The following is a 19,932-nucleotide window of genomic DNA, read 5'->3' as shown; positions in this document are numbered from 1 at the left end:
GATGAACTGAAGCGCCTGACCTATCGAAACCTACTTAACTCATTGAAACTCAAGGAGTTTTCCGTTTCGACTGCGCCGGAAGTGGGGCGAATTATAGACACCTGGAATCTGCCGTCAACCGTTATTTCCTCTTTCTCCATTTTTCTGGCCGAAACGGTGCAAGCCCGTCTTATATATAGACTGCGTCGCGTGAAATGCGCACTATATTGCTCAAAAACCACTTCTCCAGCCTTCGCAATGGATGAAACCTTGTAATGACCCCACCAAATCGCAGCCTGGCATCCTCTTTATACCCGGTTGCCCTACTACTGATCGCCATGGCATCGATCCAGTCCGGCGCGTCACTCGCCAAGAGCATGTTCCCGGTAGTGGGTGCACAAGGCACCACGACGCTACGCCTCATTTTCGCCAGCATCATCATGCTGTTGTTGCTACGTCCATGGAGAGCCAAACTCACCGCCCAATCCTTGCGCACCGTAGTGATCTACGGAATGGCTCTGGGTGGAATGAATTTCCTCTTCTATATGTCACTGCGCACCGTTCCGCTGGGCATTGCCGTGGCACTGGAATTCACCGGCCCCCTGGCGGTCGCTATCTACGCGTCACGCCGGGCGATTGATTTTCTCTGGATTGCCCTGGCGGTGATTGGCTTGTTGCTGCTCATACCCTCCGGGGCCACCAGCACCGGCATCGACCTGATCGGTGCTGCCTATGCCCTGGGCGCCGGAGTTTGTTGGGCGCTGTACATCCTGTTTGGCCAGAAAGCTGGAGCGGACAATGGCGTGCAGACCGCAGCTTTGGGGGTCATGATCGCAGCACTGTTTGTAGCCCCTATTGGCATCGTTCACGCTGGGGCCACACTGCTGACACCAAGCCTGATTCCAATCGCCGTTGGTGTCGCCATCCTGTCCACTGCCCTGCCTTATACCTTGGAAATGATTGCCCTCACCCGCATTCCAGCCCGTACGTTCGGGACGCTGATGAGCGTAGAGCCCGCGATCGGTGCGTTGTCAGGACTGATATTCCTTCATGAATACCTTTCACTGTCCCAATGGGCTGCCATTACCTGCATTATTCTCGCTTCGATCGGCGCGACGTTGACCATGGGGGAGACCGCGAAGCCGGCCATCGCAGCAGATTGAGCAGCTTTTTACGTAGCTCTGGTATTTGCCGCGTATTTAGGCCATGTTTAGAGCCGTAACCTAATGGTCGGCATGGAATTTTTTCATACAAGGACGTCATGTACGCTTAAGACCAAAGCGAAAGCAGCCGTACGCAGGCAAAAGATCCGCGACGGCATAAGGACGGGAATGAAACGAATTCTGATACTGATCGCGGTACTTGCAATTGCAGGCTGCGCAGCGACATCGAAAACCGAAATCAAGCGTGGTAAAAAAGGCCTGCACATCAATTGTTCTGGCCTGACGTCATCCTGGGACCAGTGCGCCGCCACCGCCGCGAACTCATGCGCCCCAAAAAACTACAAGGTCATTGCCAAATCGGGTGATGCAGTCGAGGAGCCGGGAGATTACCCTTTCGGACTCAACCCAGCCGGCTACACCAGTCGCAGCATGATCGTGATCTGCAAATAGCGGCAGGTCAGTCAGATTGCCGCTCAGCCAGCCGACGGCTGATTTCCTCATGACTGGATTTGAGAACATCACGCTGGACTTCCGGCGTGACGAGCATGCGTGCGACGACAAGCGCCCCAACGCATTGCGACAGGATCGCCCAGGCCAAGCTATCGCTGCCCAACACTTTTGCCCAGCCGTCATGCAAACGACATATCCACGTTTGCGCTGCCTCGCGTACCTGCACATCCGAACGCGCAATCTCAGCGCCCAATACCGGCAAGGCACACCCCGCCTCCGGATGCTCGACATGGCTCATGCTCAGGTATTGCTTGAGACAGCGTTCCAGCTTCGCTGAGTCCATGACCCCATTACCACTCAAGCGGTCCAGGCTATGAGCCAGCTCGCGCTCGACGATAGCCTGGAAAAGCTCGTCCTTGGACGAAAAGTGACTATAAAACGCCCCGCCGCTCAACCCGATCGCCTTCATCAGGCCATCAACCCCTACCGTCGAAAAACCTGACGTCTTGGCCGATACGGCACTACTGGCGAGCAGTTTCTCGCGGGTTTCCATCTTGTGATTGGCCGAATAGCGCATTGTCTTGCCTCTTGATCATCACCTTGACGCTGGCCGGATCTTAGCATAACGTCCGTTTAGTTAACGATCGTTTAGCAATGGAGCTAGCCATGAATAATAAGAAGGTCGTACTGGTTGTGGGTGCCGGCGACGCCACGGGTGGCGCGATCGCCAGGCGTTTCGCCCGGGAAGGTTTCGTGGCCTGCGTTACGCGTCGAAGTGCCGACAAGCTTGAGCCATTGGTCGACGATATAAGGGCCCAAGGCGGGGAAGCTCACGGTTTTGCCTGCGACGCCCGTAGGGAAGAAGATGTAATCGCGCTGATTGAGCAGATCGAGAATCAGATCGGTCCGATCGAAGCCTTTGTCTTTAACATTGGCGCGAATGTTCCCTGTAGCATCCTTGAGGAAACCGCACGCAAATATTTCAAGATCTGGGAAATGGCCTGCTTCTCAGGTTTTCTCAATGCCCGGGAAGTGGCCAAGCGGATGGCCACGCGTCGCCGCGGGACGATCCTGTTTACCGGGGCTACGGCGGGGTTGCGCGGAGCATCCGGATTCGCAGCATTTGCGGGGGCCAAACATGGCATTCGCGCGTTGGCCCAGAGCATGGCGCGCGAATTGGGCCCCATGAATATTCATGTCGCCCACGTGGTGGTGGATGGCGCCATCGACACAGACTTCATCCGCGACAACTTCCCGGAAAAATACGCAACCAAGGATGAGGATGGCATCCTCGACCCCGAACACATTGCCGAAAATTATTGGTACCTGCACGCCCAGCCCCGTGACGCCTGGACATTCGAGCTGGACCTGCGTCCCTGGAGCGAACGCTGGTAAGCCGCCTCCTACCAATAAGAGAGCAATGCTCATGAACAAATCAGTGGAATTTTTCTTCGATCTCGGCAGCCCGACTACCTATCTGGCCTATACCCAGTTGCCCACGCTTTGCGCACAAGCTGACAGTGCGCTGCTTTACCGTCCCATGTTGCTCGGTGGCGTCTTCAAGGCAACGGGTAATGCATCCCCTGTTACTGTGCCAGCCAAGGGCCCCTATCTATTTCAGGACTTGAATCGTTTCGCCAAGCGCTACGGTGTCGAGTTCAAGCTCAATCCTCACTTCCCAATCAATACACTGCTGCTGATGCGTGCCGTGACCGGCATGCAATTGCATCAACCTGACCGTTTCCAGTCTTTTATTGATTGCCTGTTCCAAGCGCTGTGGGTAAACGCGCGCAACCTCAACGATCCGGCAACCGTCGCGGCGGTCCTGAGCGAAGGTGGTTTCGACCCTGAATATGTACTTGCCCTGACGACCGACCAGTTGGTCAAGGAGCAGCTCAAAAGCACGACCGAAGAAGCCATTCGCCGGGGCGTGTTCGGCGCTCCGAGCATGTTTGTCGGCAATGAGCTGTTCTTCGGGCAGGATCGACTGGACTTCGTCCGTGAAGCCCTAGCTTGATCCTTCGCGTCAGATGGCCGCCGTTCGCGTGTTCAGCCATTGCAGCGCGTCGCCTTCCAGCAATGGGCTCAATCGACGCCGAACCTCGGCGTGGTAAGCGTTGAACCAGTCTTTTTCATCCTGGGTCAGCAGCGACGGCTCCAGGCAGCGAGTGTCGATCGGGCACAGCGTGAGCGTTTCGAATTCCAGGAACGCGCCAAACTCGCTGCTGCCCGCCTCGCGATTGATGACGAGGTTCTCGATGCGCACGCCCCAGCGACCTGGACGATAGGTGCCCGGCTCAATCGACGTGATCATCCCTGGCTGCATCGCGGTTTGTGGCGCAGCGGCGGCCTGATAGGCAATGACCTGAGGTCCTTCATGGACATTGAGGAAATAACCGACCCCATGACCCGTGCCATGGCCATAATCCACCTGCTCGGCCCAGATCGGCGCGCGGGCGATAGCATCCAGCAAAGGCGACAGAATGCCTTGGGGAAATCTGGCCCGGGACAAGGCAATCACGCCCTTGAGCACTCGGGTGCAATCACGCTTCTGCTCTGACGTCGGCGTTCCGACCGGCACCATGCGGGTGATGTCCGTGGTTCCACCGAGATACTGCCCACCCGAATCGATCAGCAGCAAGCCATCGCCTTCGATAACGGCGTGCGCCTCTTCCGTGGCGTGGTAATGAGGCATCGCGCCATTGGCATTGAATGCAGCGATGGTATTGAAGCTCAAGGAAACAAAATCCGGCCGACGCTTTCGGGCTGCGGTGAGGTGTTCATCAATGGTCAGCTCGGTGATACGTTCGCGCCCCCAGGCACTTTCCAGCCAGGCAAAAAACTCACAGAGCGCCGCCCCGTCCTGCTCCATGGCCTTACGGATATGTTCGGCATCCGCCAAGCTCTTGCGCGATTTTGCCAACGTCGTGGGATTGAGTCCTTCGATCAACTTCACACCGCTGCCAAGATTATCCAGCAAGCCGACCGTGACCCGCGCCGGATCGATCTGCAGGCTCATGCCATTGGGCACCTCGCGCAGCGCGGCGCCAGCCTCGCTGTAGTCCCGTAGCGTCACGCCATCCCGTTCGAGAACCGCGCGCAGCGGTGCGTCGACCTTGTTCAAGGCGACGAAAAGCGTTGCCTGTTGCTGGCTGATCAAGGCAAAGGAAACGAACACAGGATTGAAGGACACATCCGCGCCACGCAAGTTGAACAGCCAGGCAATGTCATCGAGGGTGGCGATGAAATGCCAATCGGCGCCACGTTCCTTGAGGGATTCGCGCAGCTTCGCGAGCTTCTCGACACGGCTGATCGTCGCTTGCGGTGGCAGGTGGGCGTAGACGGGTTGATCAGGCAGGCTTGGGCGATCACTCCAAATCTTCTGTAGCAGGTCGATGTCGGTACGCAGCCGCGCACCGCGAGACTCAAGCTTGCCGCTCAGCGTTCGAGCCGATGCGACGGCCATCACCGCACCGTCAACCGCAACCACGCTTCCCTCGGGCGTCTGTTCGCCGAGCCAATCCAGCGGGCCGGGCTGACCCGGAACAAGCTTGACCAGCTCGATACCACTGCCCTCCAGTTCCTTGGTGGCCTGCTCCCAATAACGGCTGTCAGCCCAAACCCCGGCAAAATCCGCAGTGACGATCAAGGTCCCAACCGAGCCATGGAAACCGGACAACCACTGGCGCCCTTGCCAGTAGCCCGGCAGGTACTCCGAGAGATGCGGGTCGGCCGAAGGCACCAGCAATGCGTGGATGCCCTCGTCGCTCATCAACTGGCGGATTCGAGCCAGGCGCTGCGGAACCTGTCCTGGGGTCAAAGGCTGGGTACTCATCATCACTCCTGCTAATCAATATTGTTGTTCGATGCCGAATAGGTTCGGCTCAGGTGGGTGTCGCCCAGAATGCTGGCGCAGCGGCACAGGCCGCCTTGATCAACCGCACCGCCTCGTCGATGTCTTGTTCATGGGTGTAACGTCCCAGGCTCAAGCGAATGGTGCGGCTCGCCGCCCGTTCGTCGTGCCCGAGGGCCAACAGTACGTGGGAGGGTGCGTTATTCGCCGAGTTGCAGGCCGATGTGGCGGAAAAAGCAATCGAAGCGCCCAGCGCGGCCGGATTGAACTCGCCTTCGTTGAAAGTCAGGCTCAGCGTATGCGCAATGCGCTGGGTGGCGCTGCCATTGATACACACGCCAGGCAATGCCAACAGCGGCTCAAGCAAACGATTGCGCAACCGGGCGATATGGGCAAGTTCCTCGTCAAACGACTGCGCCGCCAGCTCGAACGCCGCGCCCATGGCTGCAATCTGATGGGTCGCCAGGGTACCGGAACGCAACCCACCTTCATGGCCTCCGCCGTGGATCTGCGCCGACAGGCGCGGCCGCGCGCGGTCACCGACATAAAGTGCACCGATGCCCTTGGGGCCATAGATTTTGTGCGCGGAAAAAGACATCAGGTCCACCGGCCACCGGGTCAGGTCGATACTCACTTTCCCGGCACCCTGGGCCGCGTCCATATGGAAGAGCGCGCCGTGCTCGCGAACGATCTCACCGATGGCAACGGCGTCGTTGACGGTGCCCAACTCGTTGTTCACCAGCATCAGCGACACCAGGAACGTATCTTCGCGCAGCGCCTCGCGAACCGCTTGCGGGGTGATCAGGCCATCGGCATCCGGCGCCAGCCAAGTCACCGCGACACCGCCCTCCTCCAATTGCTTGACGGTATCGAGGACCGCCTTGTGCTCGATCAGGCTGGTCACCAGGTGCCCCTTGCGCACGCCGAGCGCCTGGGCCACGCCCTTGATTGCCAAGTTGTTGGATTCGGTAGCCCCGGACGTCCAGACAATCTGTCCGGCTTGAGCCCCAACGAGTTGGGCCACCTGCCGGCGCGCCTGCTCCACGGCACGTCGAGCCTCCTGGCCGAAGGCATGGGAGCTGGAGGCCGGGTTGCCAAAGTTACCGTCGAAACCCAGGCATTGGACCATGACCTGGATGACCCGCTCATCCACCGGCGTGGTGGCGGCATAATCAAAATACAAAGGACGCTTATTCATAAGAAAACTCGCAGAGCCTGTTCCGGGACCAGGGTGCCCTCGTTGGGTTCGAGACAAGCTTTACCTGATCAAGACCTTAAAGAAGTCGGACTTCATTTAAAAGTGCGTAGGAACGCTCCTGGAAACAGCGAGCTTAGCAGGCATCGCGTCGAAGCTCAGCCCTCAACTCATGCTTTCCATCAACAACGGATACAGCGATGCCACCAGCAGCAGTGCCATGCCCCAGTTGAACAGGCGTAGCCACCGACGATCGCGCAGAAGGTTGCGCAACAGGCTGCCGCAGACCACCCACAGGCTGACGCTTGGCAGGTTGATCAGGGCAAACACTGCCGCGATCACCACCACGTTGAAAAAGTAGCCTTGCAGGGGGGTATAGGTGCTGATGGCGCCGATGGCCATGATCCAGGCCTTTGGGTTGACCCATTGGAAGGCTGCCGCGCCCCAATAGCTGATCGGCTTGTTGTTGCCCGCTGCGCTGTCCGAGACAGGACCGGAATGCGCGATTTTCCATGCCAGGTACATCAGGTATGCCGCGCCAACGTAGCGCAACAAGGTGTAGAGCAGAGGATAGGTCTGGAACACCGCACCCAGCCCGAGGCCCACCGCCAGCACCAGGGAAAAGAATCCGCAGGTGATACCCAGCATATGCGGGATGGTACGGTTGAAACCGAAATTGACACCCGAGGCCAGCAACATCGTGTTGTTGGGGCCAGGTGTGATCGAGGTCACCAAGGCAAACAGGGCGAAGCCCAGCAGCAAATCAAGCGAGAGGGTCATGGCAGGTCAATCCGTCGGGCAGTCAGGTGATGACCCTACCCCACGCCCCGGCACACGCCCATGGACAGTTAGGCAAAACTTCGAGCGGTACAGTCCTTCAGCTTGGCCGGCCAGGCAATTGGACGGTCTGTTCGGCATTCATTTCGCCGCGCTCATCGAAGCCGACGTTCTTCTGCGATGGCCCGAGCAATTCGGCTTTCTTCGCGTGATATTCCTCGAACGAAAGCCCCCGGCGATTCAAGGCTTCGAGGGCCAGCTCGCGGGTTTCTTCCGCCGTATACGGACGCAGCTCCGGAGACGACGAGGCGCAACCGCTCAATACGGTGGCAGTCAACAGCAGCAAGACGGCAAGGATACGGTTCATGGCGGGTGTCCGATGTTCTGAAGTTGGGCGATGAACAAAGGCTACCCGCCGACGTGAAACGGCAGAAATCAACGCTTTTGATAGTGGGTATCGCCCTCTCGGATCCCCCGTTGCGCTGGGTTGACCCACGGGCAATGCAGCGCACCGTCCAGGCTGCGCTCGATGTTGCGCAGGACCTGAAAAGAGCCGAACGTCACCGCTTTGGCCCGATGCTTCTGGATCAGCCGCCAGAAATTTTCCTCGCCATTTTCAACGCTTCGAAACGCCGCTTCCCCTGCTTCGCGGGTTTGCCATTGCAAGCAGTTGAGGACCCGTCGCCCGTCCTCGCTGGCCTGGACACTGGCGCTGAGAAAGCCCGGGAAATCCCGCGCCAGGCGCTCGGTCTGTTCTGTCAGGGCGTCCACCAGCGCCTGCTGCCTTTGAGGCTCGATGTCGAATTCAATCAAATGCGTGAAGCTGATTGGCGGTTGCATTAAAGGTCCCCCGTTGAGGTAAGGCGAATCTTGCGATCCGAAGGCCAGCAGGGTAAAACCTCTAGTTAAGTCAAGGTCAAGCGGTGATTGGAATGACGACGCCCATCAACTTTCACAAGGAGCTCACCGTCGGCCAAGTCGCCGCTCGCAGTGGCGTGGCGGTCACGGCGCTGCACTTCTATGAAACCAAGGGGCTGATCAAAAGCACTCGCAACCAGGGCAATCAACGTCGCTACCCCCGAGAAGTCCTGCGGCGCGTGGCGCTGATCAAAGTCGCCCAGCGCCTGGGCATCCCCTTGGCGGAAATTGGCGAAGCGCTGAAAAATCTGCCGCAGAATCGCGCCCCGACAGCGGCCGACTGGAAGACCTTATCTGCGCAATGGAGCCGGAATCTGGATGAGCGCATCGATCAACTGATCGCCCTGCGCGACCGGCTCACCGGCTGTATCGGCTGCGGTTGCCTGTCGATGGAACATTGCCCCCTGCGCAATCAGGGCGACGTGCTTGGCAAGCGAGGACCGGGGGCGCATTTGTTGGACGAGCCGTGAGACGTTCGTCGGGGCGTGAGCCCTCCCATGGGCGGCGTTCTATAGTGGTGAGCGAAAATCGACGAAAGTCGTCCTCCCATAACAACAAGGAGAAATGGTCATGGGCGTCAAAGCCATTCCTGATGGTTATCACAGCATCACGCCTTATCTGGGCATCCGGAAAGCCGCCGAAGCCATCGATTTCTACAAGAAAGCCTTCAACGCAACCGAGGTCATGCGCCTGAGCATGCCCGACGGCGGCATCGGCCATGCCGAACTGCGGATCGGTGATTGCCCGATCATGCTTGGCACGCCTTGCGACCAAGGTCCGCTGAGCAATCCGGATCGATCGCCGTCGGTAGGCCTGCATTTATATGTCAACGACGTGGACAGCGCATTCGCCCAGGCGATCGAGGCCGGAGGCACGGTGATTTCCGAGGTCAAGGATCAGTTCTATGGTGATCGCTCGGGCACCCTGAAAGATCCTTACGGGCATTTGTGGTTCCTGGCAACGCGCAAGGAGAACCTGACTCAGGAGCAGATCGAGCAGCGAGCCAGGGAAATGTTCCAACAAGGCTGACGCGTTTAGAAGACAGCGTTAACCCTGGCGAGGGGGCTTGCTCCCTCGCCGCAAAAAATAAAGTCGCCCCCATCGCAAACGCGAAACATTTTCTTTCATCTTCCCCTTCAGGATTTCACTTGCTCGTTCGTCTTAATTAGATGCAGCAGGCCGCGTCGGCAAAAGCCACGGCCTGCTTTTCAGGGTTCTCAGTGTTACGAAGCCCGTGACACGGAACCTTTCATCGAATCAAGACGTTCAATCATGTCCAAGAAGTCCCGCTCCAAACTCTGGTTCCTCGTCCATAGCTGGTTGGCGCTGCCTATCTGGTTTTTCGTGCTGATCGTCTGCGTCACCGGCACCTTGGCCGTGGTCAGCCAGGAGATCGTCTGGCTGGTCAACCCCGAAATGCGCGCCAGCAAGCCCACCGATGACGCCCCGTTGCTCAGCTACGATCAGGTCATCGCCGCCATCAAGCAAGCCCAGCCGCTGACCCAGGTGCAAAGTATCGTGCGTCCGGATGAGTCGCATTTTGCCCTGGAAGCCAAGGTCACTTACCCCGACGGGCGGCCGGATACTGTCTATGTCAATCCGTACAGCGGCGTTATCCAGGGATCGGCCCCGGCGTTCAACTTCCGAGGCTTCACCCGCGCCCTGCATGGCTGGTGGCTGGTGCCGTTCACCAACGGCTACAGCTGGGGCTGGTACCTGGTGTCGTTACTCGGCCTGCCGATGCTGGCGTCGCTGGTGACAGGGCTTGTCGTCTACAAGCGTTTCTGGAAAGGTTTCCTGCGCCCGACCCTGCGCATCCGCCACGGCGCCCGTATTTTCTGGGGCGATTTCCATCGGCTCAGTGGCATCTGGTCGATCTGGTTCATCGCGGTGATTTCCGTGACCGGTACCTGGTTCCTGATCGAAGCCGCGCTGGCCGACAACGGCATTTCCATCTCCAGCGCCCCGGTCGTACCGGTCGTGGCCCGTGAAAGCGTTCCGTTGTCTGCCGATGGTGCTGCTCCAGCGCAATTGAACCTGGACCGTGCCATCGAGATTGCCCGGCAGCAAATTCCTGGGCTGGAAGCAAGTTTCGTCAGCCTGCCGGGCAATGCCTACAGCCATCTGGAGGTCGGCGGACGCGGCTGGTACCCATTGATGTTCCAGACCGCAACCATCAATCCCTACAACGGTGAGGTGGACGCCTCGCGGTTGTTGTCGGACCGTACGGCACTGGAGTTCGTCACCGAATCCATGCGGCCCTTGCACACCGGGGACTTTGGCGGGATCTGGATCAAGCTCATCTGGTTTTTCTTTGGCCTGATCCTGAGCATGATGGTCCTCAGCGGATTGCTGATCTGGACCAAACGCACGGCCCTGGCCACCGCCAACGCCGTCAAGCGCAGCCAGAAACCTGCCCGACCAGCTCGGATTGCGTCGTCGTTGCAGCCCCTTCACCGTGACTCACCGGAGGGCAGCCTGTGAACCCGTCCACCACAACCACATCACCTTCAAGCCTGGGCCGGTTCTGGCATAAATGGCGCTTCCATCTCAATGTGCTGTTGCTGCTGATCCCCTTGGGCTTCATGCCCAAGTACCTCTCGGAAGCGGCGTTGTTCCGGGGTGACGGCGGGCTCGGTGAGCGGGAAGTCGGCGAAATCCAGGTTGGACCGTGGAGCCTGCGACTGGCGGAGTTTCGCAACGAAGCGCCCCGTACCCAAGGTCCTGCCGGCCCCATGAAGCACTTCAATGCCGCTTTGTGCCAACGCTGCATCAGCCAGGTGAAAGCCACCTACCTGCGCATCGGCAAGCCTCGCAGCCTGCGGGCCGCCGGGGTGATTTTCTTCGGGTCGCCCTATCGCATGGGCGCCATGTTGCCGGTGCCAAAGAAGACTCAGCCAGACGCCGAGCTGTGGATCACCCTCGAAGGCTGGGATGGCTCGATGCATCAAGCCTCCATTCCCCTGGACCAGGCCTCCCCGGCCACCGTCGCCTGGCTTAAAACCCAAGGAGCCCGACCATGACCTTCCGCGCCCCCCTCAACAGCCTGGCGCTGCTGCTGTGCGCAGGCTTGAGCACCAGCGCACTGGCCCACAACCCCATGTGCGAATGCAAGGCCATCGACGCCGAACAGATCCAGTGCACCGGCGGCTTTTCCGACGGCAGCGGCGCTCCGGGGGTGACCTTGGATGTGATCGGCTACGACGAAACCATCCTGGTCCCCGGCAAGCTCGGCGCCGACTCGAAGCTGACTTTCAAGAAACCGAACGCTGAATTCTACGTACTCTTCGACGCCGGCCCCGGCCACGTGGTGGAGATCGACCAAGCCGACATCGAGGCCCCATGAGCGCTCCCACCACTCAAGTCATCCGCCCCGCGGGCGCCGGCCATGAAACCCTTTACGTCCTGCTGTTGTGCCTGATCATCGTCTTGGGCGCCGGTTCGGTGGTGGCCTGGCATGGCGAAACCCAGGAGGTCGCCCACCTGGAAAGCAACCAGTTGGACGCCCGCCGCGACCTCAGCGCCGCCGAGCAAGGTATTTATGCCGACCTGCGGGTGACGCTGGACGAAATCCGCATCCTGCGCGAAAGCGAGCAAGCCCTTCCCGTCCCGGAGGCGTTGGCCGATGAAGGCTTTGCCCCGTTCGCACAGGACGCCAGTTCGGTCAGTCGCGGCGGGCACGCCTGGCAACTGCTGGATGAACGTGCCTACTTCGGCGCGAGCAGCAACCGGTCCGTTGCGGGCTCCTTTCTGATGCGCATCAGCGAAAGATCCGACGCGCCCCCGGACATCTGGCTCAACCGCAGCCATCCTGCGACCGCGCCCACCGCATTGGACGAGGCTGCATTGTCCGCCGCTGGTTGGCAACAGATCGTCGCGCAGTTCGATGCCGGCGTAACCCGCCAGCACCGGCATTGACTCACGCCCTCATTCAAGAGAAGACCGCTTGCCCATGTCTATCGCCTCCCAACGCCGCCCCTTGCTGCGCCTGCTGTTGATCGGCCTGCTCGCCTGCCTGTTCACATCACAGGTGAACGCCGATACAGCCAAGCGCCTGCGCATCGGCATCACCTTGCACCCCTATTACAGCTACGTAGCCAATATCGTCGGCGACAAGGCCGAAGTGGTGCCGCTGATCCCGGCCGGTTTCAACCCCCACGCCTACGAGCCCAGGGCCGAAGACATCAAGCGCATCAGCGGCCTGGATGTGATCGTGCTCAACGGCGTCGGCCATGACGATTTCGCCGACCGCATGATCGCTGCCAGCGAAACGCCGAACGTGAAGGTCATCGAAGCCAACGAAAACGTGCCCTTGCTGGCCGCCACTGGCACCGCCGCCCGGGGCGCGGGCAAGGTCGTCAATCCCCACACCTTCCTGTCTATCAGCGCCTCCATTGCCCAGGTCAACAATATCGCCCGGGAGCTGGGCAAGCTCGACCCGGACAACGCCAAGACCTACACGCAAAACGCCCGCGCCTACGGCAAGCGCCTGCGGCAAATGCGCGCCGACGCCTTGGCCAAGCTGACCCAGGCACCGAATGCCGAGCTGCGAGTCGCCACGGTCCATGCCGCCTATGACTACCTGCTGCGCGAATTCGGCCTGGAAGTGACCGCCGTGGTCGAGCCGGCCCATGGCATCGAGCCGAGCCCCAGCCAGTTGAAAAAGACCATCGACCAACTGCGCGAGCTGGACGTGAAGGTGATTTTTTCGGAGATGGATTTCCCTTCAACCTACGTCGACACCATCCAGCGTGAGTCGGGCGTAAAGCTGTATCCGCTTTCACACATTTCCTACGGTGAATACAGCGCCGAGAAATACGAAAAAGAGATGACCGGCAACCTCGACACCGTGGTCCGCGCGATCCAGGAGTCCGGCGCATGACCGTACAGGAAACCCTTATCCAGCAACCGGCCGGTCCGTTGATCGAGTTCGCCGACATCAGCCTTGAGCTGGGGCGCACCACGATTCTCGACAACGTGGGCTTCCAGGTGCAACCCGGCAGCGTCCATGCCTTGGTCGGCCCCAATGGCGGCGGCAAGAGTTCGCTGATCAAGACCTTGCTCGGACAAATGCCGCACCAGGGACGCCTTAGCTTGCAATGGCCTGGTGAGCCCGGCGTCATCGGCTACGTTCCTCAGGCACTGGAATTCGATCGGGGCCTGCCCATGACGGTGGACGATTTCATGGCGGCGATGTGTCAGCGACGGCCAGCCTTTCTCGGCTTGAGCAAACATTACGCGGATGCCATCGGCCGGGCCCTGGAGCGGGTCGGCATGCACGACAAGCGCAAGCGACGCATGGGCGCGCTGTCTGGCGGCGAGCGCCAGCGGGTATTGCTCGCCCAAGGCCTGATTCCTTCACCACTACTGCTGGTGCTGGACGAACCGATGTCAGCCCTCGACGAGGCCGGCATCCAGGTGTTTGAACGGTTGCTGCAGGACTGGCGCCAGGCCGGGATCACCGTGCTGTGGATCGAACACGACCTGGAAGCCGTCGGACGCCTGGCCGACCGTGTCACCGGCCTGAATCGCCGGGTACTGTTCGACGGCCCGCCACGCCAGACCCTGACCCCGGAGCGACTGCTGACGCTGTTTTCCACCCATCCACGCACGAACGGGAGCGCAGCCTGATGAGCTATGAAGCCTTTCGCTTGATGGTCCAAGGCTGGGCCTCGTCCGGATATCTGCCCGAGGCGCTGGCCTATGGCTTTGTGGTCAACGCGTTGTTGGCCGGGCTGTTGATCGGCCCGGTGCTGGGCGGCCTCGGCACGCTGGTGGTGGTCAAGCGCTTCGCGTTTTTCTCCGAGGCGGTGGGCCATGCGGCGCTGACCGGCGTGGCCATCGGCATCCTGCTCGGCGAACCCTACACCGGGCCTTACGGCAGCCTGTTCGGCTACTGCCTGTTGTTCGGCATCCTGCTCAATTACCTGCGCAACCGCACCGGCCTCGCGCCCGACACGCTGATCGGCGTCTTCCTTTCCGTGTCCCTGGCCTTGGGCGCGAGCCTGCTGTTGATCCTGGCAGGCAAGATCAACGTGCACATCCTGGAGAACGTGCTGTTCGGCTCGGTGCTGACGGTGAACGGCAACGACCTGCTGGTACTCGCAGTGGTCGGCTCGTTGGTGATGGCGCTGGCGTTGCCGCTGTACAACCGCATCATGCTCGCCAGCTTCAATCCGCAACTGGCGGCGGTGCGCGGGGTGGCGGTCAAGACGCTGGACTACCTGTTCGTGGTCCTGGTGACGTTGATCACCGTGGCGGCGGTGAAAGTCATCGGCGCCATCCTGGTGGGGGCGTTGCTGGTGATTCCGGCGGCGGCGGCGCGCCTGCTCAGCCAATCGTTGAAAGGCTTTTTCTGGTGCTCGGTGCTGATCGCCACTGTCAGTACCTTGTGCGGGATCCTCGCGCCGATTGTGTTCGACCTGCCGATCCCGTCCGGTGCCGCGATCATTCTGGTAGCCGGCATCGCCTTCGCCCTGAGCGCCATCGCCCGTGGCGTCGTCCCCAGCCTCAAAGGGAATCTTGGATAAATGGTTTTTTCATTGCGACAACTGACCCTGGCCGTTGCGTTGTGCGGCGTGGCCGTCACTTCATCATTCGCTGCTGAAAAGGTCCGCCTGCTGGCGTCGTTGCCGGTCACCTACGGGTTGGGCGAGGCCTTGCTCAAGGGGACCGAGGTCAGCCTGGAGCGAGCGGCGCCCGCCAATCTGCCCGGCACCCGCCAGAGCGCCTATTTCAGTGGTCGTGGCGCGCCGGCCCTGGGCAAACTGGCCAGCGACGCCGACGCCGTGATCGGCCTGCGCTCGTTATGGCCGGACGACCCGCTGTATCCCATGGCTCGACGCAGCAATATCCGCATCGTCGAAGTCGACGCCGCGCGCCCGGTGGACGGTGCCCTGCCCGGCATCGCCGTGCAACCGGGCATGGCCGATGGGTTGGCGAGCCAGCCGTGGATGGCCAGCCATAACCTGGGGCGCATGGCCGACGTGATCGCCGCCGACCTGGTACGCCTGGCCCCGGCGGACAAAGCGAAAATCGACGCCAACCTGGCGGCCATCAAGCAGCGCCTGCTCAAACTCAGCGCCGACAGCGAAAAACGCCTCGCCGGCGCTGACAACCTGAGCGTGGTCAGCCTGAGCGAGCATTTCGGTTACTTGATCAGTGGATTGAATCTGGATGGCATCAGCACCGACGCCCGCCCTGACACCGAGTGGACGCCCGAGGCCCTCAAACAATTGACGACCATATTGAAAGACAACGACGTGGCGCTGGTGCTGCATCATAGCCAGCCCTCGGATGCGCTGAAGGCAGCCATCACCGAAGGCGGTAGCCAACTGCTGGTGTTGAGCACCGATGGCGCCGATCCGGTGGCGGAACTGGAAAGCAATGTAGGACTGGTGGTCACCGCACTGACGGCGGACTGACGGAAGAAATACGATCAACCTGTGTGCGAGCTTGCTCGCGATGAGGTCGGCACATTCAACATTGATGTGGACTGACACTCCGCTTTCGCGAGCAAGCTCGCTCCCACAGGTTTGATCGTGGATGTTCGAAGATTCTGTGTTCACCACAAATCCACTGTGGGAGCGGGCTTGCTCGCGAAAGGATCGGCACATTCAACATTGGCGTCGACTGATACACCGCCATCGCGAGCAGGCTCGCTCCCACAGGTTTTGTGTTACTCCTGAAGTATCGCGTTAGAACACATCCCCCGGCACCCGCACGAACCCTTCCATCAACACCCGCGCACTGCGGCTCATGATGGCTTTTTTCACGGTCCATTCTCCATTGACCTGGCTGGCCTCGGCGCCGACGCGCAGGGTGCCGGATGGGTGGCCGAAACGCACGGCGTTGCGCTCGATACCGCCGGCAGCCAGGTTTACCAGCGTGCCGGAGATCGCTGCGGCCGTGCCGATGGCCACCGCTGCGGTGCCCATCATGGCGTGGTGCAGCTTGCCCATGGACAACGCCCGCACCAGCAAATCGACGTCGCCAGCCGCCACGGCTTTTCCGCTGGACGAAACGTAATCCGCCGGCGGCGCGACAAACGCCACCTTCGGCGTGTGCTGGCGCTGCGCGGCTTCGTCCAGGTGCTTGATCAAGCCCATGCGCAAGGCACCGTGGGCGCGGATGGTTTCGAACATCGCCAACGCCTTGGGATCGCCATTGATCGCGCCCTGCAACTCGGCGCCGGTGTAACCCACATCACGAGCATTGATGAAAATCGTCGGGATCCCGGCGTTGATCAGCGTCGCCTTCAAAGTGCCGACACCAGGCACCTCCAAGTCATCCACCAGATTACCGGTAGGGAACATCGAGCCGCCACCGCCCTCCTCCTCGGCCGCCGGGTCCATGAATTCCAGCTGCACTTCAGCCGCCGGAAACGTCACGCCGTCGAGCTCGAAGTCACCGGTTTCCTGCACCGCGCCATCGGTGATGGGCACGTGGGCAATGATGGTCTTGCCGATGTTGGCCTGCCAGATCCGCACCACGGCCACGCCGTTCTGCGGAATACGGCTGGCATCCACCAGACCGCTGCTGATGGCAAACGACCCTACCGCCGCCGACAGGTTGCCGCAGTTGCCGCTCCAGTCCACGAACGGCTTGTCGATGGACACCTGGCCGAACAGGTAATCGACATCGTGGTCGGCGCGGGTGCTCTTGGACAGGATCACCGTCTTGCTGGTGCTGGACGTCGCGCCGCCCATGCCATCGATCTGCTTTTCGTACGGATCGGGACTGCCGATCACCCGGAGCAACAGGGCATCCCGGGCCGGGCCGGGGACGCGGGCGGCTTCGGGCAGGTCTTGCAGGCTGAAGAACACGCCTTTGCTGGTGCCGCCACGCATGTAGGTCGCGGGGATCTTGATTTGAGGCGAGTGAGCCATGTGCTCTAACTCCTTGAAAAATGGCGGCCAGAAAACCGGCTACCCAAGCGATTTAAACGGCGATCGCCGACTCGAGGAAGTCCTGGGCGAAGCGTTGCAGCACGCCCCCGGCTTCGTAGATCGACACTTCTTCAGCCGTATCGAGGCGGCAGGTCACCGGCACTTCGACGCGCTCGCCGTTCTTGCGGGTAATCACCAGGGTCAGTGTTGCCCGCGGGGTGCGCTCGCCGATCACGTCATAGATTTCGCTGCCGTCGATGCCCAGGGTCTTGCGATCGGTGCCGGGCTTGAACTCCAGCGGCAATACGCCCATGCCCACCAGGTTGGTGCGATGGATGCGCTCGAAGCCTTCGGCAGCGATCGCCTCGACACCGGCCAGGCGCACGCCCTTGGCCGCCCAGTCGCGGGACGAGCCCTGGCCGTAGTCGGCGCCGGCAATGATGATCAGCGGCTGCTTGCGCTCCATGTAGGTCTCGATGGCTTCCCACATGCGCATGACCTTGCCTTCCGGCTCGACCCGGGCCAGGGAGCCCTGCTTGACATTGCCGTTCTCGACGACCATTTCGTTGAACAGTTTCGGGTTGGCGAAGGTGGCGCGTTGAGCGGTCAGGTGATCGCCACGGTGGGTCGCGTAGGAGTTGAAGTCCTCCTCCGGCAGGCCCATTTTCGCCAGGTATTCCCCGGCGGCGCTGTCCAGCATGATGGCGTTGGACGGCGACAAGTGGTCGGTGGTGATGTTGTCCGGCAGCACCGCCAGCGGGCGCATGCCCTTGAGCGGTCGCGCACCGGCCAACGCACCTTCCCAATACGGCGGGCGACGGATGTAGGTGCTTTGCGGGCGCCAGTCGTACAGCGGCGTGACTCTCGGGCCGGTGTCTTCCTGGATGGCGAACATCGGGATGTACACCTGGCGAAACTGCTCCGGCTTCACCGACGCCTTGACCACGGCTTCGATTTCTTCGTCGCTCGGCCAGATGTCCTTGAGACGAATCTCGCGACCGTCCACCACGCCCAGCACATCCTTCTCGATGTCGAAGCGGATGGTCCCGGCGATGGCATAAGCGACCACCAGCGGCGGTGATGCCAGGAACGCCTGCTTGGCGTACGGATGGATGCGACCGTCGAAGTTGCGGTTGCCCGACAACACGGCGGTGGCGTACAGGTCGCGGTCAATGATCTCCTGTTGGATCACCGGGTCCAGCGCGCCGGACATGCCGTTACACGTGGTGCAGGCAAACGCGACAACGCCGAAGCCCAGCTTTTCGAGCTCGGACGTCAGGCCCGCTTCATCCAGGTACAGCGCCACGGTTTTCGAACCCGGCGCGAGGGACGACTTGACCCACGGCTTGCGGGTCAGGCCCAGGCGGTTGGCGTTGCGCGCCAGCAGGCCGGCGGCGATCACGTTGCGCGGGTTGCTGGTGTTGGTGCAACTGGTGATGGCGGCGATGATCACCGCGCCGTCGGGCATTTGCCCGGGCACATCATCCCACTGCCCGGAGATGCCTTTGGCGGCCAGATCCGACACCGCGACGCGGGCGTGGGGATTGCTCGGGCCAGCCATGTTGCGTACTACCGAGGACAGGTCAAAGGTCAGGCCACGCTCGTACTGCGCGCCCTTGAGGCTATCGGCCCACAGGCCCACGTGCTTGGCATAGGTTTCCACCAACTGCACCTGGGTGTCTTCGCGGCCGGTGAGCTTCAGGTAATCGATCGTCTGTTGATCGATGTGGAACATCGCCGCCGTGGCGCCGTATTCCGGGGCCATGTTGGAAATGGTCGCGCGGTCGCCCAAGGTCAGGGCACTGGCGCCTTCGCCGAAGAACTCCAGCCACGCCCCGACGACTTTTTGCTTGCGCAGGAACTCGGTCAGCGCCAGCACCATGTCGGTGGCGGTGATGCCCGGTTGCAGTTTGCCGGTCAGTTCGACGCCGACGATTTCCGGCAGGCGCATCCACGAGGCGCGGCCAAGCATGACGCTTTCGGCTTCCAGGCCACCGACACCAATGGCGATCACGCCCAGGGCGTCGACGTGAGGCGTGTGGCTGTCGGTACCCACGCAGGTGTCAGGAAAGGCAACGCCGTCCCGCTGCTGGATCACCGGCGACATTTTTTCCAGGTTGATCTGGTGCATGATCCCGTTGCCTGGCGGAATCACGTCAACGTTCTTGAAGGCTTTCTTGGTCCAGTTGATGAAGTGGAAGCGGTCTTCGTTGCGGCGGTCTTCGATGGCGCGGTTCTTGGCAAAGGCCTGGGGATCGAAACCGGCGCTTTCCACCGCCAGCGAGTGGTCGACGATCAGCTGGGTCGGCACCACCGGGTTGACCTGCGCCGGGTCGCCACCTTGCTGGGCGATGGCGTCGCGCAAACCGGCGAGGTCCACCAGGGCGGTCTGGCCGAGAATGTCGTGGCACACCACCCGCGCCGGGAACCATGGGAAATCCAGGTCGCGCTTGCGCTCGATCAGTTGCAGCAGCGATTCACGCAGCGTGGCCGGGTCGCAGCGGCGCACGAGGTTTTCCGCCAATACGCGAGAAGTGTACGGCAGGCCGTCATAGGCGCCGGGGCGGATGGCCTCCACTGCGCCACGAACGTCGAAGTAATCCAGCGAGGTGCCGGGCAGCGGTTTGCGAAATTCTGTGTTCATCGTCAGGACTCGGGTCACGGTGGTTTCAGAGGGTTGGCGCCGGACTTGAAGCACCTCCGACCACT

At 61.0% G+C, this 19,932-nt stretch carries 23 protein-coding genes; 15 read left to right on the top strand and 8 right to left on the bottom strand.

From position 1 onward, the window contains the following. The 3 genes from Q7C33_RS17955 to Q7C33_RS17945 form a co-directional block, all read left to right on the top strand. A partial coding sequence (locus Q7C33_RS17955; protein WP_407683875.1) for a hypothetical protein occupies positions 1-255 on the top strand: 255 nt, incomplete at its 5' end. Continuing rightward, positions 255-1,142 carry a threonine/homoserine exporter RhtA gene (rhtA, locus tag Q7C33_RS17950; RefSeq protein ID WP_030137824.1) on the top strand — a complete coding sequence of 296 codons (888 nt, stop codon included), beginning with the start codon at positions 255-257 and terminating at the stop codon, positions 1,140-1,142. The genes Q7C33_RS17955 and rhtA, both read left to right, overlap by 1 nt. A gap of 168 nt (positions 1,143-1,310) precedes the next feature. Beyond that, on the top strand, positions 1,311-1,592 hold the full coding sequence (locus Q7C33_RS17945) for a hypothetical protein (RefSeq protein WP_181288040.1): 282 nt from the start codon (positions 1,311-1,313) through the stop codon (positions 1,590-1,592). Between the two features lie 7 nt (positions 1,593-1,599). Here the strand turns inward: Q7C33_RS17945 and Q7C33_RS17940 are convergent, their stop codons facing one another. Further along, positions 1,600-2,169: a TetR/AcrR family transcriptional regulator gene (locus Q7C33_RS17940; RefSeq protein WP_264427873.1), complete on the bottom strand. Its 570-nt coding sequence runs from the start codon at positions 2,167-2,169 to the stop codon at positions 1,600-1,602. An 89-nt stretch (positions 2,170-2,258) separates the two neighbouring features. On the opposite strand from Q7C33_RS17940, the gene Q7C33_RS17935 reads away from it, so the two are divergent. Both Q7C33_RS17935 and Q7C33_RS17930 read left to right on the top strand, forming a co-directional pair. Next, positions 2,259-2,987, top strand: coding sequence for an SDR family oxidoreductase (locus Q7C33_RS17935; protein WP_258650134.1), 729 nt, complete (start codon positions 2,259-2,261; stop codon positions 2,985-2,987). A gap of 31 nt (positions 2,988-3,018) precedes the next feature. After that, complete coding sequence (locus Q7C33_RS17930; RefSeq protein WP_407683874.1) at positions 3,019-3,609, top strand: 2-hydroxychromene-2-carboxylate isomerase; 591 nt, start codon at positions 3,019-3,021, stop codon at positions 3,607-3,609. Between the two features lie 9 nt (positions 3,610-3,618). Here the strand turns inward: Q7C33_RS17930 and Q7C33_RS17925 are convergent, their stop codons facing one another. The 5 genes from Q7C33_RS17925 to Q7C33_RS17905 all read right to left on the bottom strand — a co-directional run bounded on the left by Q7C33_RS17925 (position 3,619) and on the right by Q7C33_RS17905 (position 8,257). Then, entirely contained in the window at positions 3,619-5,427 is a 1,809-nt protein-coding gene (locus Q7C33_RS17925) for an aminopeptidase P family protein (protein ID WP_407683873.1), read from the bottom strand. Positions 5,428-5,476: 49 nt separating this feature from the next. Further along, positions 5,477-6,643, bottom strand: a complete 1,167-nt coding sequence (locus Q7C33_RS17920; RefSeq protein WP_334597186.1) for a cysteine desulfurase family protein — start codon at positions 6,641-6,643, stop codon at positions 5,477-5,479. Between the two features lie 162 nt (positions 6,644-6,805). Further along, positions 6,806-7,420 carry a LysE family translocator gene (locus Q7C33_RS17915; protein ID WP_030137817.1) on the bottom strand — a complete coding sequence of 205 codons (615 nt, stop codon included), beginning with the start codon at positions 7,418-7,420 and terminating at the stop codon, positions 6,806-6,808. A gap of 97 nt (positions 7,421-7,517) precedes the next feature. Further along, on the bottom strand, positions 7,518-7,784 hold the full coding sequence (locus Q7C33_RS17910; RefSeq protein WP_030137816.1) for a hypothetical protein: 267 nt from the start codon (positions 7,782-7,784) through the stop codon (positions 7,518-7,520). Positions 7,785-7,852: 68 nt separating this feature from the next. Further along, entirely contained in the window at positions 7,853-8,257 is a 405-nt protein-coding gene (locus Q7C33_RS17905; protein ID WP_217861522.1) for an antibiotic biosynthesis monooxygenase, read from the bottom strand. 92 nt (positions 8,258-8,349) lie between these two features. On the opposite strand from Q7C33_RS17905, the gene soxR reads away from it, so the two are divergent. The 10 genes from soxR to Q7C33_RS17855 all read left to right on the top strand — a co-directional run bounded on the left by soxR (position 8,350) and on the right by Q7C33_RS17855 (position 15,759). After that, a complete protein-coding gene (gene soxR, locus Q7C33_RS17900) occupies positions 8,350-8,805 on the top strand; it encodes a redox-sensitive transcriptional activator SoxR (RefSeq protein WP_030137814.1) in 456 nt (151 codons plus the stop codon). A 100-nt stretch (positions 8,806-8,905) separates the two neighbouring features. Then, positions 8,906-9,364, top strand: coding sequence for a VOC family protein (locus Q7C33_RS17895; protein WP_323155818.1), 459 nt, complete (start codon positions 8,906-8,908; stop codon positions 9,362-9,364). Positions 9,365-9,607: 243 nt separating this feature from the next. Beyond that, a complete protein-coding gene (locus Q7C33_RS17890) occupies positions 9,608-10,819 on the top strand; it encodes a PepSY-associated TM helix domain-containing protein (protein ID WP_407683872.1) in 1,212 nt (403 codons plus the stop codon). Then, complete coding sequence (locus Q7C33_RS17885; protein WP_030137811.1) at positions 10,816-11,358, top strand: hypothetical protein; 543 nt, start codon at positions 10,816-10,818, stop codon at positions 11,356-11,358. Before Q7C33_RS17890 ends, Q7C33_RS17885 begins: the two co-directional genes overlap by 4 nt. After that, on the top strand, positions 11,355-11,681 hold the full coding sequence (locus Q7C33_RS17880) for a hypothetical protein (protein WP_030137810.1): 327 nt from the start codon (positions 11,355-11,357) through the stop codon (positions 11,679-11,681). The genes Q7C33_RS17885 and Q7C33_RS17880 overlap by 4 nt, the downstream gene beginning before the upstream one ends. Further along, positions 11,678-12,253 (top strand): DUF6162 family protein, encoded by a 576-nt coding sequence (locus Q7C33_RS17875; RefSeq protein ID WP_323155816.1) that lies wholly within the window; start codon positions 11,678-11,680, stop codon positions 12,251-12,253. Before Q7C33_RS17880 ends, Q7C33_RS17875 begins: the two co-directional genes overlap by 4 nt. A gap of 34 nt (positions 12,254-12,287) precedes the next feature. Continuing rightward, on the top strand, positions 12,288-13,217 hold the full coding sequence (locus tag Q7C33_RS17870; protein ID WP_323155815.1) for a metal ABC transporter substrate-binding protein: 930 nt from the start codon (positions 12,288-12,290) through the stop codon (positions 13,215-13,217). Beyond that, positions 13,214-13,966, top strand: coding sequence for a metal ABC transporter ATP-binding protein (locus tag Q7C33_RS17865; protein ID WP_407683871.1), 753 nt, complete (start codon positions 13,214-13,216; stop codon positions 13,964-13,966). The genes Q7C33_RS17870 and Q7C33_RS17865 overlap by 4 nt, the downstream gene beginning before the upstream one ends. After that, the gene (locus Q7C33_RS17860; RefSeq protein ID WP_030137806.1) at positions 13,966-14,865 is read left to right on the top strand and encodes a metal ABC transporter permease; all 900 of its coding nucleotides are present in this window, start codon (positions 13,966-13,968) and stop codon (positions 14,863-14,865) included. The genes Q7C33_RS17865 and Q7C33_RS17860 overlap by 1 nt, the downstream gene beginning before the upstream one ends. After that, positions 14,866-15,759: a metal ABC transporter substrate-binding protein gene (locus Q7C33_RS17855; protein WP_030137805.1), complete on the top strand. Its 894-nt coding sequence runs from the start codon at positions 14,866-14,868 to the stop codon at positions 15,757-15,759. A gap of 273 nt (positions 15,760-16,032) precedes the next feature. On the opposite strand, the gene prpF is transcribed toward Q7C33_RS17855, so the two are convergent. Next, positions 16,033-17,223: a 2-methylaconitate cis-trans isomerase PrpF gene (prpF, locus tag Q7C33_RS17850; protein ID WP_334597177.1), complete on the bottom strand. Its 1,191-nt coding sequence runs from the start codon at positions 17,221-17,223 to the stop codon at positions 16,033-16,035. 52 nt (positions 17,224-17,275) lie between these two features. Next, positions 17,276-19,867 carry a Fe/S-dependent 2-methylisocitrate dehydratase AcnD gene (acnD, locus tag Q7C33_RS17845; RefSeq protein ID WP_407683870.1) on the bottom strand — a complete coding sequence of 864 codons (2,592 nt, stop codon included), beginning with the start codon at positions 19,865-19,867 and terminating at the stop codon, positions 17,276-17,278. Between the last annotated feature and the right edge of the window lie 65 nt (positions 19,868-19,932).

It is taken from the genome of Pseudomonas sp. BP11-1-1 (assembly GCF_052112105.1).
Taxonomy (GTDB): domain Bacteria; phylum Pseudomonadota; class Gammaproteobacteria; order Pseudomonadales; family Pseudomonadaceae; genus Aquipseudomonas; species Aquipseudomonas alvandae.
This window is presented reverse-complemented; position numbering and strand designations above follow the sequence as displayed.

Coding starts and splice junctions, on each gene's coding strand:
- acnD (WP_407683870.1), bottom strand. CDS start 19,867: ATGAACACAGAATTTCGCAAACCGCTGCCCGGCACCTCGCTGGATTAC.
- Q7C33_RS17860 (WP_030137806.1), top strand. CDS start 13,966: ATGAGCTATGAAGCCTTTCGCTTGATGGTCCAAGGCTGGGCCTCGTCC.
- Q7C33_RS17915 (WP_030137817.1), bottom strand. CDS start 7,420: ATGACCCTCTCGCTTGATTTGCTGCTGGGCTTCGCCCTGTTTGCCTTG.
- Q7C33_RS17880 (WP_030137810.1), top strand. CDS start 11,355: ATGACCTTCCGCGCCCCCCTCAACAGCCTGGCGCTGCTGCTGTGCGCA.
- rhtA (WP_030137824.1), top strand. CDS start 255: ATGACCCCACCAAATCGCAGCCTGGCATCCTCTTTATACCCGGTTGCC.
- Q7C33_RS17920 (WP_334597186.1), bottom strand. CDS start 6,643: ATGAATAAGCGTCCTTTGTATTTTGATTATGCCGCCACCACGCCGGTG.
- soxR (WP_030137814.1), top strand. CDS start 8,350: ATGACGACGCCCATCAACTTTCACAAGGAGCTCACCGTCGGCCAAGTC.
- Q7C33_RS17890 (WP_407683872.1), top strand. CDS start 9,608: ATGTCCAAGAAGTCCCGCTCCAAACTCTGGTTCCTCGTCCATAGCTGG.
- Q7C33_RS17865 (WP_407683871.1), top strand. CDS start 13,214: ATGACCGTACAGGAAACCCTTATCCAGCAACCGGCCGGTCCGTTGATC.
- prpF (WP_334597177.1), bottom strand. CDS start 17,223: ATGGCTCACTCGCCTCAAATCAAGATCCCCGCGACCTACATGCGTGGC.
- Q7C33_RS17910 (WP_030137816.1), bottom strand. CDS start 7,784: ATGAACCGTATCCTTGCCGTCTTGCTGCTGTTGACTGCCACCGTATTG.
- Q7C33_RS17870 (WP_323155815.1), top strand. CDS start 12,288: ATGTCTATCGCCTCCCAACGCCGCCCCTTGCTGCGCCTGCTGTTGATC.
- Q7C33_RS17935 (WP_258650134.1), top strand. CDS start 2,259: ATGAATAATAAGAAGGTCGTACTGGTTGTGGGTGCCGGCGACGCCACG.
- Q7C33_RS17895 (WP_323155818.1), top strand. CDS start 8,906: ATGGGCGTCAAAGCCATTCCTGATGGTTATCACAGCATCACGCCTTAT.
- Q7C33_RS17875 (WP_323155816.1), top strand. CDS start 11,678: ATGAGCGCTCCCACCACTCAAGTCATCCGCCCCGCGGGCGCCGGCCAT.
- Q7C33_RS17945 (WP_181288040.1), top strand. CDS start 1,311: ATGAAACGAATTCTGATACTGATCGCGGTACTTGCAATTGCAGGCTGC.
- Q7C33_RS17925 (WP_407683873.1), bottom strand. CDS start 5,427: ATGAGTACCCAGCCTTTGACCCCAGGACAGGTTCCGCAGCGCCTGGCT.
- Q7C33_RS17930 (WP_407683874.1), top strand. CDS start 3,019: ATGAACAAATCAGTGGAATTTTTCTTCGATCTCGGCAGCCCGACTACC.
- Q7C33_RS17855 (WP_030137805.1), top strand. CDS start 14,866: ATGGTTTTTTCATTGCGACAACTGACCCTGGCCGTTGCGTTGTGCGGC.
- Q7C33_RS17905 (WP_217861522.1), bottom strand. CDS start 8,257: ATGCAACCGCCAATCAGCTTCACGCATTTGATTGAATTCGACATCGAG.
- Q7C33_RS17940 (WP_264427873.1), bottom strand. CDS start 2,169: ATGCGCTATTCGGCCAATCACAAGATGGAAACCCGCGAGAAACTGCTC.